A 14,445-nucleotide genomic window follows, 5' to 3' on the forward strand; every position below is an offset into this window, starting at 1 on the left:
ACCTGTCTGGCAGGTCGCGCCTCCTCGTCTGTGCGGTGCCGCCCGATCGGTCCGGGCTGTCGTCGACGGGCAGCCGGCGGCGGACGACGCCGCCGGCGCGCCGAGGAGTCAGTCGCGCGCAGCGACCTCTCGTCCGTCGGCCTCGCCGCTGAAGACCCAGCGCAGGTCGGCGTCGCCGAGGGCCGCGCTGGTCGTGACCTCGACGCCTGCGGCCCAGCGGATCTCCGAACCGGGTTCGAGCCCGAGATCGCCGGTCGTCCGCACCGACAGGGTCATCGAGCGCCCCTCGCGCCCGAGCGTCGCGTCGTCGACCACCAGGTCGGGGGTGGCGACCCACCGGCCCCCGGGGGCGCGCACCCGGGTGACCAGCGCCTCCTCGGCGTCGGTGAACACGGTGCCGGCCGGAGCGATGAGCTCCAGGCGACCGGTGAGCCCGTCGAGGGCCGTCGTGGTCTGGACGACGAACGGGACGGGGGCCGACCCTCCGCGCAGCAGGGTCACCGTCTCGTCGACCTGGCCGGCGACGAGGCTCGCGACGCCCTCCGGGATGGTGGGCGTGCCGCCGCGGGCGTCGAAGGCGCCGGTCTCCGAGGTGCCGGTGACGGCGTAGCCGAGGGCGCCGGCCCCCGGGTCGGCGTCTCGGGCGGTCACGACGTCGAGCGACCAGCGCAGCACCTCGTGCCGGGGCGACGACCAGTTCGGTGCCGCATCGTCGATGGGCGCCCACGAGTACTCGTACCGGGTCCCGTCGGCCGAGCGGGTGCCGGTCAGGCGCATGCCTCTTCCGTCGGGGAGGTCGTCGCGGTACCAGGCGCCGCGGATCGTGTCCTGGCCGGCGGCGAAGGTGCTGCCGGTCGGCGCCGTCAGGGTGATCGTCCCCGTGGGTCGCGTGAGGGCCGCGGTCGAGACGGCGACCTCGAACGGCACGCGGGTGGTGCCGCCTCGAGCCAGCGTGACCTGCTCAGCGGACCTCGGCGAGAGCGCACCGTGCTCGACGGACGACGTGGAGACGGACACGTGAGCCCCGGCGAGGGCGATCGACCCGCCGACCGCGGTCACCTCGGCGAGCCCGCCGCCGAGCAGGGTGTCGGCGGGGGCGTCCTCCGCGACGTCGAACGAGACGGTGACGTGGTTGTCGCCGCCGGGGCCGTAGGCGACGGAGCCGTCACCGGTCCGACTCGTGATCGTCACGCGGCGCCGGTCGTCGGCGTAGGCGTAGTCGATGGACGGCCACGCGTGGTCGTCGCTCGTGCGACGGACCTGAACATCGGCGATCGTCGTGCCGGCGGGCGCCTCGACCGTCATCACGCCCGATTGACGCGATCGGACGTCCACCCGCGCGGTGTCGGTGGTCTCGCCGGGCAGGCCCCGAGCGACCGTCGCCGCGGCCCCGCGACCGGGGATCGCCGTCACGGGCACGAGGCGGGTGCCGTCGACCTTCAGGAGGCGCACGGTCGCCGCATCGCGGGGCTGCTGGATGTCGTCGTCCCACCAGATCAGGCGCGTGTTCGCCTCGCGGTGTCGGACGACGACGTACCAGCCGTCCTCGGCGCGACTGCCGTCGAAGGCCTTCGCGACCGAGTGGGCGGTGTCCTGGCCCTCGATGGAGAGCGACGAGCGTTCGCGACCGCGGTCGTCGTAGACCGTCACGCCGACGTACTCCCGCCCGCGGAAGCTGTCGTGGCTGGGGTAGCCGGACGAGGCGGAGAACCGCAGTTCGTGCGTGGCGGGCTCGAGCGCCATCCAGCCGATGTAGCGGGACGCGATGCCGATGAACTCGAACATGCTGCCGGGTCTCACGGTGAGTGGAGTCGAGAACATCTCGCGGATGCCCGACTCGTTCGCGACCGTCACTCCCGCCGTTCCGGCACCGACCCCCGCCGCGTTCGCGCGGACGGTGTGATCCTGAACCCGGATCGATCCGACGCCGTCGGAGTTCGCGAGCCCCGTCGCCTCGGGGGCGGTGGCCAGCTGCCGCTGTCCGACGGCGACCTGCTCGTCGATCCGGTCGATCGATCCCATCGGGTAGGTGAAGGCCGGCATCGTGTACTCGCGGATCAGGTCGCGACTGTGCCGGTTCTGCCAGATGGGCGCCGTGAGAGCCGGCAGCTCGGCCATCGCCGTCGACGTGGCCGGCGACAGGGCGATGCCCCACTGGCGGAAGAACTCGCGGAGGTCGCGGTCGGCCACCCGGGCCGCCGTGACCGCGAACAGCTGACGCTTCGCCTCGTCGGTCAGCGAGTCGCTCTCGCCCCGGGCGGCGATGACTCGCATCTCCTGGTTGAGGCGAGGGTAGAACTCGTCGCCGAACCCCCGACGCAGGTGGTCGAAGACGATCTCGTTCGTGCCCGACGACGCGTACGAACGCTCCTCCACCGGGCGGGCGAAGTAGCGGTCGAGGGTGCTGAGGTGACCGGGGGAGTCGATGGTGCTCGACCAGCCCTGGGCCGACTCGATGTGCAGCGGCGAGATGTTCACCGTGACCTCGCTCAACCCCGCCCAGAGGTAGTTCGGGGCCTGATAGGTGTGACCGATCTCGTGCCAGAAGCCCCAGAGGCGGGTCTCGTCGCGCACGAACAGGTCGCGGGCGGCCCCGTTCGCCGGGAAGTTGATGCTCTCGTCGCCGGCCGTCGCGTACGCGCCGGGGATGTTGTCGGGCGACGCGACGTAGATGCGATGCGGGGCCTTGCGGGCGACACCCGTGGCGCCGTCGTGCAGGCCGTAGGTGTCGTTGGTGATCTCGACGCTGCGATCCCACATGGCCACCCGCGCGGGGACGTCCGCGGCGAGGATCTGCGCGCCGGTGCGCGATCGCTGGAAGTCGCCGAAGATGCGCTCGCCGATCACGGTGACGAACGGGGCGTCGGGGAGGCGGGCCATCTCGGCACGCAGCTCGTCGTTCGTCGTCTGGCCGAGCACGAACGACGGGACGGGCTCGCCGCCCGAGAGCTCGACGTCGGCGGAACCGCCGTCGACGGTGCTCCGCAGGAAGACCATGCCGTCGAGCGACGCCGTGACGACGTTGATGCCCGGGGTGAGAGCCGCGTTCTGGCGGTTGCGCGCCCCGCCGCCGTTGTGCTCGGAGTGGGCTCCGTAGAGACCGATCACGAGCGAGAGGGCGGGCGCGCCCTCGGGTACGGCCACGGTCAGGTCCTCACCGGCACGGACGTAGCGGGCCGTCGGCTGGAGGTCGCTGTGCCGCATCCGGCGGTTCTCGCGCCATCTCTCCGTCTGCGCGTCGCCGAGGCCGTGCACGAGCACCGTCGTCGTCGCGTCGTCCTCGCTGAGGCGGATCGACGTCGGTCGGGGGCCGCCGGGGGTCGACGACGTGACGACGGCGTCGGACGCGCCGTGGCTCGACGACGGCCCGGCGGACGGGCTCGCGTCGCCGGGCGCGGCCGCCGCCACCGGCTGCGGGGCGGCCCCGACGAGCAGCGGGGCGGTCAACGCCGCCACGACGACGGTCGTGAGGGCGGAACGGGCGATACGCATGTGCATGATGCTCCCTGAGACAATGAAATCTCATATAGAATATCACACACCTGAGAAAGCGTCAGGGCCGCCATCAGGCGGGCGGCCTCGCCGGGGTCCTAGCTGCGGGCGACGACGAGTTCGCCGAGGGGCAGGCGCGTGCGGGGCGCCGTCTCGCGCTCGGCGAGGGCGTCGGCCAGCTTGTCGGCGCTGTCGACGACGCCGACCGCCGTGACCGTCATCGGCTTGAGGTTCTCGGCGAGGTCGAACGCCGCGACGATGCGCTCGAACTCGACGCCGGCCATCTGGTGGGTGTGCAGACCCTCGGCCTGCGCCTGGACCGAGAGGTGGGCGACGGCCTGGCCGAGGTCGTACTCGGCGGTGGGGCGCAGGTCGCCCTCGACCGACGAGGTCTCGGCGATCGCGACGATCAGGGCGGACGCGTTCACGGCCCAGCCGGCGTTGAACCCGACGAGGGCGTCGACGATCGTGTCGAAGTGGTGCGTGCCACGTCGGGCGACGACGAAGCGCGCCGGCTGGCTGTTGTTGGCCGACGGCGCCCAGCGGGCGGCCTCGAGCAGGGCGTCGAGCTGCTGGTCGCTGACCGTGGCGGCGGCGTCGAACGAGCGCGGGCTCCAGCGCTCGGCGAGCTCGCTGACGATCGGGACGCTGGTGACGGCGGTGCGGGCGGCGGTGGACGAGGTGGTCTCGGTGATCGACATGGCGCGTCTTTCTGCTGGGGGACGGGGCGAGGAGGCGCGTCATCGGGCCGCCGATCCTGTAACGCATCAGGGTGCACCCGTCATTCCCGCGCCTCCTCGCCCGCCGTCTTGCGCACGGCCCGTCGTCAGCTCCCGGTCGCGACCGCCGCACCCCCGGCGGTGCCCGTCAGGGTCCAGTCGAGGCCGCCGCCGATCGGCGCCCCCTCGTCGGGGACGGCGACCACGGGTGTCCAGCGCAGACGCGCGCCGTCGGGCAGATCGAGCCCGCTCGCCCCGCGGACCGTGAGCGTCAGCGTCCGACCGTCGTCGCTCGGCACGCCGTCCGTGGCGGTGATGCTGCCGGTGGCGGCCCACGACCGGCCGGGGAGGCGCAGTTCGGTGACCAGCGCCTCCTGCGATCCGGAGAACACGGTGCCCGCAGGGGCCGTGAGCACGAGCTCGGTCTCGAGCGACGTGACCCGGTCCACCGCCTCCATCGTGACGGGGACGGCGGTCGACGAACCGCGGCTCAGCAGCACCGTGCCGTTCGCCGGCACGGCGGAGATCGAGCCGTCGGGCGCGGTCGGGACGGAGTCGACGGCGGTCAGGCGGTCGTCGACCACCCGGTAGTGCTGCGTCCTCGCGTCGTTCCGCCCGACGGGGCTGTCGGCGTCCCAGCGCGACAGCCGGCTGCCCGCCTCCCGGTGGCGGATCGTGATGTACGAGCCTTCGCCGACGGAGGTCCCGTCGAACGCCGCGGCGGCGGCATGGGCGGTGTCGCGCCCGGCGACGGAGAAGGACCCCTGCTCGCGACCCCGGGCGTCGTACACGGTCGCTCCGACGTACTCGTCGGCGCCGAAGTCCGAGTGCGCCGTGTAGGTCGTCCCCGCCGTCATCCGGAGCTCGTCGGTCGTCGGCTCGAGGGCGAGGGTCGCGACGACGCGGTCCTGCCGGCCCCTGAACTGGAAGGAAGAGCCGGGGGTGACGGTCACCGGCGTCGAGAGGACCTCGCGGACGCCGGTGTCGTTCACGGCGGTGAGACGTGCCGCGCCCGCGCCCGTGCCGACACCCGCCGCGTCGAGGCTCGTGCCGAGCACCTCGACCTCGCCGGCGCCGTCGGAGTCGCGGAGGTCGCGCGTCGTCGGCGGTGTCACGAGGGCGCGCTGACCGAGGGTGACCGACTCGTCGACGGCGTCGAGCGCGCCCACCGGGACGGTGTACGCGGGCACCGCGCGCTCGACGACGGGCTCGGTCGACAGCCGGTTCTCCCAGATCGGGTTCTGCAGGGGCGGCAGCTCGGCGAGGGCGGCCTTCGTCTCGTCGTCCAGAGCGAAGCCCCACTGTCGGAAGTACTCGGAGAGGTCCCGGTCGGCGACGCGCGACGTCGTCACCGCGAACAGCTGCCGCTGGGCCTCGGCGCCCGAGGGCTGCTGCTCGCCCAGGGCGCGCATGACGCGGTACTCCTGGTTCACCCGGGGGTAGAAGTCGTCGCCGAACGCCCGGCGCAGCTGGTCGTAGAGGAAGAGCCGAGTCCAGACGTTGCCCTCCGACATGTACACCCGCTCCTCGACCGGCTGCGCGAAGAACGAGTCGAAGCCGCCCACCATGCGGTCGAGTCGGTTCGGCCACCCGTTGCTCGATTGGATGTGGAGGGGCGAGAGGTTGACGAGCACCTCGCCCTGACCGGCCCAGTTGAAGGTCGGGGTCTGATAGGTGTGACCGACCTCGTGCCACCAGCCCCACTGGTCGTCTGCGGAGGCACGGAAGAGGTCGCCTGCGGCCCCCGTCCGGACGGGGAAGTTCACGCGCTCGTGCGTCGCGCTCGCGTAGCCGCCGCCGGTGTCCGGCGCCGCGACGTAGATGCGGTGACCGGACTTGCGGGCGAGTCCGGTTCCGTCGTCGCGCAGACCGTAGGTGCGGTTCGTGACCTCGACGGCGTGGTCGAGTTCGGCGACCCGGGTCTCCATGTCGACCCGGACGATCACCGTGCCCGTCGCATCGGTCTGGAAGTCCCCGAAGAAGCGGTCGCCGATCACCTGGACGAACGGGGCGTCGGCGAGGCGCGTCATCTCGGCTCGCAGCGCCTCGTTCGTGGTCTGACCGGCGATGAACACCGGGACGGGGCGTCCGCCCTCGACGATCACGTCGGCGGAACCGCCCTCGACGGTGCTGGTCAGGTGCACCATGCCGTCGAGGGGTGCGGTGATCGTGTTCACGCCCGGGGTGAGCGCGCTCGACCACTGGCCGCGGTCGGCTCCGTCGTTGTACGCCGCGTGCGGCCCGAACAGGCCGATGGCGATCGACATGGCGGGGGCGTCGTCGGGGACGGTCACGGTCAGGGTGTCGCCGTTCGACGCGAAGCGCCCGGTCGGCTGGCGGTCGCTGTGGCGCATCGACCGGTTCTCGCGGCCTTGCGCCTGGCTCGCGGAGCCGAGCCCGTGGACGAGCACGGTGGTCGACGCGTCGTCGTCGCTGAGGCGGATCGAGGTCGGACGGGGGCCGCCGGGCACGGCGTCGGACAAGAGCGTCGCCGCGGTCGCGGCCGACGCCGAGGTCGCGGCCGCGGGCGGATGCGGGCTCGACGCCACGACCAGTGGGGCGGCGAGGGCGAGCACGAGCCCTGCGGTCAGAGCGTTGCGCAGGCGGAGCGATGTCATGAGGGTCCTCGGTTCGGGGCGTCGGGACGCCGGATCTGAACAAGACCTCATGTTACATCACATATTACATATGCAGAAATGTCATCATGGGCGCAGCAGCGCGGCCGCATCGGCCACGAGTCGATCCACCTGCTCGGGCGTCGTGTCGAACGAGCACATCAGTCGGACCTCGCCGGAGGCGCGGTTCCAGTCGTAGAAGCGGTGCAGCTCGCGCAGGGGCTCGACCGCGTGCCGGGGCAGCACCACGAACACGGCGTTCGCGTCGACCGCCTGCGTGATCGTGACTCCCGGCAGGTCGGCCAGGCCGGATGCGAGTCGGGCGGCCATGGCGTTCGCCTGCGTGGCCGACCGCAGCCACAGGTCGTCGTCGAGCATCGCCAGGAACTGCGCCGAGACGAACCGCATCTTCGAGAGCAGCTGCGCGTCCATCTTGCGGAGGAAGACCAGGCCGGCCCGCGCCTCCTCGGTGAAGGTCACGATCGATTCGCCGAGCACGAGGCCGTTCTTGGTGCCGCCGAACGAGACGGAGTCGACGCCGACGTCGCGGGTGATCGCCCGCAGGGGCACGCCGAGCGAGGCCGCCGCGTTGGCGAGGCGGGCGCCGTCGAGATGCACCCGCATGTCGAGCGAGTGCGCGTGGTCGGTGATCGCCCGCAGCTCGTCGGGCGTGTAGACGGTGCCGAGCTCGGTGCTCTGCGTGATGGTCACCGCGAGCGGCTGGGGGCGCTGCTGGTCGCCGCGGCCGTGCGCCTGGCGGTCGATCAGCTCGGGGGTGAGCTTGCCGTCCGGCGTCGGCACGGTCAGCAGCTTGATGCCGCCGAGGCGCTCGGGCGCACCGCCCTCGTCGGTGTAGACGTGGGCCGTCGTCGCGCAGATCACGGCGCCCCAGCGGGGCGTCAGCGCCTGCAGCGCGGCCACGTTGGCGCCCGTGCCGGTCAGCACCGGGTCGATCGAGGCACCCTCGCCGAACTGCTCGACGACGACCTCGGCGAGCCTCCGCGTGTAGGGGTCGGCGCCGTACGAGCCGACATGGCCGCCGTTCGCGTCGATCAGGGCCTGCAGCACCTCGGGGTGTGCCCCCGCGTAGTTGTCGGAGGCGAACGAATGGGCCGAGGGGTCGTGGAGTCGCGTCACCCCTCCATCATCGACCACCGCGAGCCGAGGAGGCGCGGGTCGGCCCTCGACGTGAGCCTCCGTCACGTGTAATATCCGTATGTCACATACATAAGGAGACCCATGGCGTCGCGAATCCATCTGTCCGCACCCGACATCGGCGAGGCCGAGCGCGACGCCGTCGACCGCGCGCTCCGCTCGGGCTGGGTCGCACCGCTCGGCCCCGAGGTCGACGCCTTCGAGCGCGAGGTGGCCGACCGGGTCGGGGCGGGTCACGGCGTCGCCCTGTCCTCCGGCACGGCGGCCCTCCATCTCGGCCTCCGCGGTCTCGGCGTCTTCCCGGGCTCGCTCGTCGTGACGACCTCGTTCACCTTCGCCGCCACGGCCAACGCCGCCGTCCACGCCGGCGCCGTGCCCTACTTCGTCGACTGCAGCCCTGAGACCGGCAACCTGTGCCCCGATCTGCTCGACGAGGCGCTGACGGCGCTCGCCGCCTCGGGGAAGGCCGTCTCGGCCGTGCTGCCGGTCGACATCTACGGGCAGGTGGCCGACCTCGAGCGGATCGGCGCGGTCGCCGAGGCCCACGGCGTACCGGTGCTCTGCGACAGCGCCGAGTCGTTCGGGGCGAGCCGCCACGGGCGTCCGGCGGGCTCGTTCGGCCGCGCCTCGGCCGTGTCGTTCAACGGGAACAAGATCATGACCACCTCGGGCGGCGGCATGCTGCTGACCGACGACGCCGAGCTCGCGGCCGATGCGCGGCGCGTAGCGAGTCAGGCGCGCCTCCCGGTGGCGCACTACGAGCACGACGAGATCGGCTACAACTACCGGCTCAGCAACGTCCTGGCGGCTCTCGGTCGGGCGCAGCTCTCCAGACTCGGCGAGATGATCGCCCGGCGGCACGTGATCCGCGAGCGATACCGATCGCTGATCGCCGGTCGACCCGGTGTGCGACTGCTGCACGACGGCGGGCTCGACGCCGGGTCCGACGGCGGCCTCACCGCCGGCCACGCCGGCCACGCCGACAACGCCTGGCTGACGTCGCTCGTCTTCGACGACCCCGCCGCCGTCGCGATCGTCGGAACCGCCCTCGCGGCGGATGCGATCGAGACCCGCCGCCTCTGGAAGCCCCTGCATCTGCAGCCGGTGTTCGCGTCGAACGGGCACCTGGTGACGGGTGCTGCGGAGTCGCTGTTCGACCGGGGCCTCAGTCTGCCGAGCGGCTCCGTGCTCGACGACGACGATCTCGACCGGGTCTGCTCACGCCTGTCGGTCGCTCTCGATGCGGCGGGCGTCCGTGCGTGACGGGGCGCCGACGCGTCGCGCCGCCCCGACCACCCGGCCGACCGGGGTCTCGCGTGCGGGCTGGCGCTCGCGTGCGGCCTGGCGCTCACGTCCTGCGCGGGTCGCGCGGCGGGCGTTCGAGGCGACCACCGCCTCCCTCGCCCTCGTCGTGCTGTCGCCCGTGCTGCTCGTGACGGCCGCGGCGGTCGCCCTGCGGCTCGGTCGCCCGATCCTCTTCCGTCAAGACCGTGCGGGTCGAGACGGCCGGGTCTTCCGACTCTGGAAGTTCCGCAGCATGCTGCCCGTCGATCCGAGCCGGGGGCTCGTCTCCGACGCCGACCGTCTGACGCGGTTCGGTGCTCTGCTGCGGTCGACGAGCCTCGACGAGCTGCCGGGTCTCGTCAACGTCGTCCGGGGCGACATGGGTCTCGTCGGCCCGCGGCCTCTGCCGCCGATCTACCTCGACCGCTACACCCCGCGGCAGGCGAGGAGGCACGAGGTCGCCCCCGGGCTGACCGGGCTGGCGCAGGTGGCCGGCCGCAATGCGATCCCGTGGGAGGACCGCCTCGCCCTCGACGTCCGCTACGTCGACGAGGCGTCCCCGCTGCTCGACGCGCGGATCCTCCTGCGGACGGTGCGCGTGGTCCTGTCGCGCGAGGGGGTCTCGGCCGACGGTGTCGCGACCATGACGGAGTTCCGAGGGTCGGGCGAGCGCACGGCCTGACCGCGTCGCCTGCCGTCTGCACCAAGATGGGTGCATGGGCGGAGTGCTGATCGGGTTCGGGATCATCGGGGCGGTGATCGCCGTCGGCTACGTCGTCGGCCGCATCGACCTCCTCGGGCCGCAGGGGCACCACGTGCTGTCGCGCATGGTGTTCTTCGTGCTGACGCCCTGCCTGCTGTTCACGACGATCTCGCAGGCCGACGTCCATCTGCTGTTCTCGCGCCTCCTGGTGGTCAGCGCCGCCGCGTCGCTCGTCGCGGCCGTGATCTCGGTGCTGGTGCTGAAGCTCGTGCTGAAGAGGTCGGCGGCCGAGACCGCCATCGGGACGATGGGAGGCGCGTACGTGAACGCGAACAACATCGGTCTGCCCGTCGCCACCTACGTGCTGGGCAGCGCCACGTTCGTCGCGCCCGTCCTGCTGTTCCAGCTGCTGGTGCTCACGCCGATCGTGCTCGCCGTCATGGACACCGCCACCAATCGCGGCAGCAGCCTCGGCCGGACGATCGCGCGGCCGTTCACGAACCCGCTGCTGATCGGGTCGGCCCTCGGCGTCGTCGTCGCCGTGACCGGGTTCGAGATCCCCGAGGCCGTGATGCAGCCGTTCGTGCTCGTCGGAGGCGCCGCGGTGCCCGTGGTGCTGATCTCGTTCGGCATGTCGCTCGTCGGGTCCCGACCGCTGCAGGCCCGCGAGGGTCGCGCCGACGTCGTGCTCGCGACCGTGCTGAAGCTCGGCGTGATGCCGCTCGTCGCGTGGCTGCTGGGCTCGTTCGTCTTCGGCTTCGAGGGGCACGAGCTGTTCGTGGCGGTCGTGCTGGCCGGGCTGCCGTCGGCGCAGAACGTCTTCAACTACGCGCAGCGCTATCGGACGGGGGTGGTCGTCGCCCGCGACACGGTGCTCGTCACGACCATCGTCGCGGTGCCGGTGCTCGTCGTCATCGCGGCGCTGCTCGCGTAGCCTGCGCCCCCGATCAGAAGATCATCGGCCGATCGTCGTCCAGCTCGGTGTCGAGGTCGAGGTCGACCACGACGGGCACGTGGTCGCTCGGGGCGTCGCCCTTCCGCTCGTCGCGGTGGATGGCGGCCGAGGTCACGAGGTCGGCGAACGCGCTCGAGCCCATGATGAAGTCGATCCGCATGCCCTCGTTCTTCGGGAACCGGAGCTGCTTGTAGTCCCAGTAGGTGTAGCCCTCGGGGATCCGCGGGCGGACGACGTCGGTGAGGCCGACCTGCTCGAACCGGGCGAAGGCCTCGCGCTCCGGAGCGCTGACGTGCGTGCTGCCCTCGAAGACCGACATGTCCCAGACGTCGGCGTCGAGAGGCGCGACGTTCCAGTCGCCCATCAGGGCCAGGGGCAGATCGGGCTTCTCGGTGAGCCATGCCCGGGTCTCGGCGGCGAGCTTCGACAGCCAGTCGAGCTTGTAGTCGTAATGGGGGTCGCCGAGCTCGCGGCCGTTGGGCACGTAGAGGCTCCAGAGTCGGACCCCCTCGACGGTGACGCCGATGGCGCGGGCCTCCTTCGGCTGATCGGGGCCCTCCTGGCCCTTGGCGAAGCCGGGCTGCGAGGGGAAGGTGATCTCGACGTCGTCCATCGGCAGGCGGCTGGCGAAGGCCACGCCGTTCCACTGGCTGAGGCCGTGCAGCTCGACCTCGTAGCCCGCCTCGCGGAACGCGTCGAACGGGAACTGCTCGGGCTTGCACTTGATCTCCTGCAGGCCGACGACGTCGATGTCCTCGCGCACCAGCCAGTCGACGACACGGCCCACTCGGGCGCGGACGGAGTTGACGTTCCAGGTGGCGACTCGCATGCCGACCACGCTACCGGGGAGGCGCGGTGCCGGTCCCGTGACGCCGCCCCCGTGGTCGCCAGGAGGCCGAGCCGGTGCCTGTGGAGGGGTCTGCCGTACCATTGGGCGCGTGACCGACGCACGCACACAGCTCATCGACTTCATCGGCTCCGAAGCCGTCTTCCACGGCGACTTCACTCTGACGAGCGGCAAGAAGGCGACCTACTACATCGACCTCCGCAAGGTCAGCCTCGACCACCGGGTCGCTCCGCTGATCGGCCGGGTCATGGTCGACCTCATCGACGAGGTCCCCGACGTCTTCGCCGTCGGCGGTCTGACCATGGGCGCCGACCCGATCGCCGCCGCCGTGCTGCACCAGGGTGCCGCCCTCGGCAAGGACTACGACGCGTTCGTGGTCCGCAAAGAGCCCAAAGACCACGGGCGGGGCAAGCAGGTCGAGGGCCCCGAGCTCGCCGGGAAGCGGGTCGTCGTGCTCGAAGACACGTCGACGACCGGCGGCTCGCCGCTCGCGGCCGCCAAGGCGCTCGAGGCCGTCGGCGCCGAGATCGCCGCCGTGGCCGTCGTCGTCGACCGCAGCACCGGCGCCCGCGAGGTCATCGAGGCCGCCGGCTACCCGTATCTCGCCGCCATCGATCTCGACGATCTCGGGTTGCGGCCGTGACCGACGAGGCCACCGGTCGCGACGCCGACGATGCCGAGCGCGACCCCGCCGACTGGCTCGCCGCGCAGTTCGGTGGCCCCGAGCCCGAGCCCGAGCCCGAGCCCGAGCCCGACGACACCGAGCAGCCCGAACCCGTTCCGGAGGCGGCGGCGGAGCCGGTGACGGAGCCGTCAGAGCCCGAGCTGCAGATCCGGCCTGCGATGTCCCCCACCCCTGAGACTGACCCCGAGCCCTCGTCGCCCAGCGCCGTCGCCGCGTCCGTCCCGGTGGTCCCCGTCGTGCCGCGCCGCGCACCGTCCCTGCCCGTCCCCCCGGCGCCGACCGACGAGTCGACCGTCTCGCGCAGCTCCGGGCACCCCATGGCGCTCGATCTCGCGGCGCTGCGCCGGGCCGCCTCGGCCGAGCCGACCCCGACCGAACCTCCGTCCGACGCCTCTGAGGCTGCGGCCGACGAGCGCGAGGCCCCCGCGGTTCCGTCTCGCGAGCAGCAGCCCCCGCACGAGACCCCCGCGCCCGCATCGTCGCCGGCCCCCTCGGCTCCTGCCGATCCTCCGCGCTCTCCGTCCACGGACGAGCCGGGCCCGTTCACCGCGATCCTCACGACTCCGACCGCGTCCGACCTCGCCGCCGAGCCGCGCACCTTCGACTGGAGCGCGCTGCCCTCCGAGCCCGAGCCCGAGCCGGGGCCTGAGCCTGAGCCGGTGCCCGAGCCGCACCTCGAAGACGACCTGCCGCCGACGCAGGCGCACGACATCGTGACCTCCGACGCCGAGACCCGGGCGTTCACCCTGCCCGCCGACGACCGCCCCGAGGAGGAGCGGGTCGTCGACCACGCCCCTCCCGTCGTCGATCCACCCGAGCCCGCACCTCTGAACGAGACCCGGGCGCTGCCGGTGTCTGAGGCCCCCTCCGGCACTCCGCCGGAGCCTGAGGCCGAGGCGGCACCTGAGCCTGAGCCCGCGGCCGAGCCTGCACCCGAGGCCGAGGCCGAGGCCGAACCTGCACCCGAGCCCGAGCCCGCACGCGATCCCACACCCGAGCCCGAGCCCGAGCCCGAGCCCGCATCCCGTCCCGAGTCCGTCCAGACCCCCGGCCGCGACTCCGACGCGGCCCCCGTCGGCGCGACGACGCCGGCCGCCGCCTCGTCGGCCGACCCCTGGTGGGTGGAGGAGCACCACGAGATGACGCGCCGCGAGCGACGTCTCGCCGAGGCGGCGGGTCAGCTGCCCCCGCCGGCCGTGGCGCCCGCGGCGACTGCGCCCGAACCGGCTCCGCGCGACGCCGCAGGCGATCCGTCGCCCTCCGACCGCGACGACGAGTACGAACCGACGTTCACCGAGATCCTCGGCATCGTCCGCCAGCCCGTCGCCGAACCGGACTCCGCCGAGACCCTGCCTGCCGGTTCGTGGTCGCTCTCCGACGAAGTCGACCCCGTCGATTCCGACGACTCGGAGTCCAGCGCGAGGCGAGGCGCGCACGACCCTTCCGAGCGTGGGCAGCACGACGTCGTCGACGACGAGCCGGCCGACGACGCCGCGACCTCGGTCCTGCCTCGCCGGGCACGGTCGACGCCGTCCGATGCGCCCTTCGTCCCGTTGTTCGGCGACGACGACGAGCCCGGGCCGCGACGTCGCGGTTCGGCGGCGCCGGAGCCCGAGTCCGACCCCTTCGCCGGCTTCTCCGCCCCATCCGGGTCGTCGGCCCCGATCGACGAGCCCGGTCCGAGGAGGCGCGGTGACGAGACCCGGCCTCGCCGCACCTCCTCGGGTGGCGGCATCGAGGCGTGGCCTCGCGAACGCAAGATCCTGCTGGGGGTGGCGGCCGGTGTCGTCGTCGTGCTCGCCCTGCTGGTCCTGTTCCTCCTCGTCGGATCGGCCTTCGCCGCACCCGAGGCGGCCTCCACCGGCGGCCCGGCGGTGCTGGCCGACGTCGCGTCGGACGCGATGATGCGACCCGAGGCGGTGGTCTCGGCCCTGCTCTGAACCGGCCGCCCTCCGGGCCGACCGGTGCGCCTCACGGAAAGTGAGGATTG

Annotated in this window: 10 protein-coding genes; 5 read left to right on the forward strand and 5 right to left on the reverse strand. The window is 72.7% G+C overall.

Annotation, left to right across the window (positions count from 1 at the left end):
• Positions 1-108: 108 nt before the first annotated feature.
• From SOM11_RS11670 to SOM11_RS11685, 4 genes are all read right to left on the reverse strand, one after another.
• A complete protein-coding gene (locus tag SOM11_RS11670) occupies positions 109-3,492 on the reverse strand; it encodes a M60 family metallopeptidase (RefSeq protein ID WP_320478113.1) in 3,384 nt (1,127 codons plus the stop codon).
• Between the two features lie 98 nt (positions 3,493-3,590).
• Positions 3,591-4,193 carry a nitroreductase family protein gene (locus SOM11_RS11675; protein WP_192061578.1) on the reverse strand — a complete coding sequence of 201 codons (603 nt, stop codon included), beginning with the start codon at positions 4,191-4,193 and terminating at the stop codon, positions 3,591-3,593.
• 125 nt (positions 4,194-4,318) lie between these two features.
• A complete protein-coding gene (locus SOM11_RS11680; protein ID WP_320478114.1) occupies positions 4,319-6,829 on the reverse strand; it encodes a M60 family metallopeptidase in 2,511 nt (836 codons plus the stop codon).
• 84 nt (positions 6,830-6,913) lie between these two features.
• Positions 6,914-7,963, reverse strand: coding sequence for a low specificity L-threonine aldolase (locus SOM11_RS11685; protein ID WP_320478115.1), 1,050 nt, complete (start codon positions 7,961-7,963; stop codon positions 6,914-6,916).
• A 102-nt stretch (positions 7,964-8,065) separates the two neighbouring features.
• Here SOM11_RS11685 and SOM11_RS11690 point away from each other — a divergent pair, with 102 nt between their 5' ends.
• From SOM11_RS11690 to SOM11_RS11700, 3 genes are read left to right on the forward strand one after another with little or no spacing between them, the layout of a single operon-like run.
• On the forward strand, positions 8,066-9,244 hold the full coding sequence (locus SOM11_RS11690) for a DegT/DnrJ/EryC1/StrS family aminotransferase (RefSeq protein WP_320478116.1): 1,179 nt from the start codon (positions 8,066-8,068) through the stop codon (positions 9,242-9,244).
• Positions 9,237-9,947 carry a sugar transferase gene (locus SOM11_RS11695; RefSeq protein ID WP_243213892.1) on the forward strand — a complete coding sequence of 237 codons (711 nt, stop codon included), beginning with the start codon at positions 9,237-9,239 and terminating at the stop codon, positions 9,945-9,947. Before SOM11_RS11690 ends, SOM11_RS11695 begins: the two co-directional genes overlap by 8 nt.
• Positions 9,948-9,981: 34 nt before the next feature.
• Positions 9,982-10,902, forward strand: coding sequence for an AEC family transporter (locus SOM11_RS11700; protein WP_320478117.1), 921 nt, complete (start codon positions 9,982-9,984; stop codon positions 10,900-10,902).
• A gap of 13 nt (positions 10,903-10,915) precedes the next feature.
• On the opposite strand, the gene SOM11_RS11705 is transcribed toward SOM11_RS11700, so the two are convergent.
• Positions 10,916-11,752 carry an exodeoxyribonuclease III gene (locus SOM11_RS11705; protein ID WP_320478118.1) on the reverse strand — a complete coding sequence of 279 codons (837 nt, stop codon included), beginning with the start codon at positions 11,750-11,752 and terminating at the stop codon, positions 10,916-10,918.
• A 109-nt stretch (positions 11,753-11,861) separates the two neighbouring features.
• Here SOM11_RS11705 and pyrE point away from each other — a divergent pair, with 109 nt between their 5' ends.
• Together pyrE and SOM11_RS11715 are read left to right on the forward strand one after the other, a co-directional pair.
• Positions 11,862-12,413: an orotate phosphoribosyltransferase gene (pyrE, locus tag SOM11_RS11710; protein ID WP_320478119.1), complete on the forward strand. Its 552-nt coding sequence runs from the start codon at positions 11,862-11,864 to the stop codon at positions 12,411-12,413.
• Positions 12,410-14,395 (forward strand): hypothetical protein, encoded by a 1,986-nt coding sequence (locus SOM11_RS11715; protein ID WP_320478120.1) that lies wholly within the window; start codon positions 12,410-12,412, stop codon positions 14,393-14,395. The genes pyrE and SOM11_RS11715 overlap by 4 nt, the downstream gene beginning before the upstream one ends.
• Positions 14,396-14,445: the final 50 nt, after the last annotated feature.

Source organism: Frigoribacterium sp. CFBP9029, assembly GCF_034045305.1.
In the GTDB taxonomy this organism is placed as follows: domain Bacteria; phylum Actinomycetota; class Actinomycetes; order Actinomycetales; family Microbacteriaceae; genus Frigoribacterium.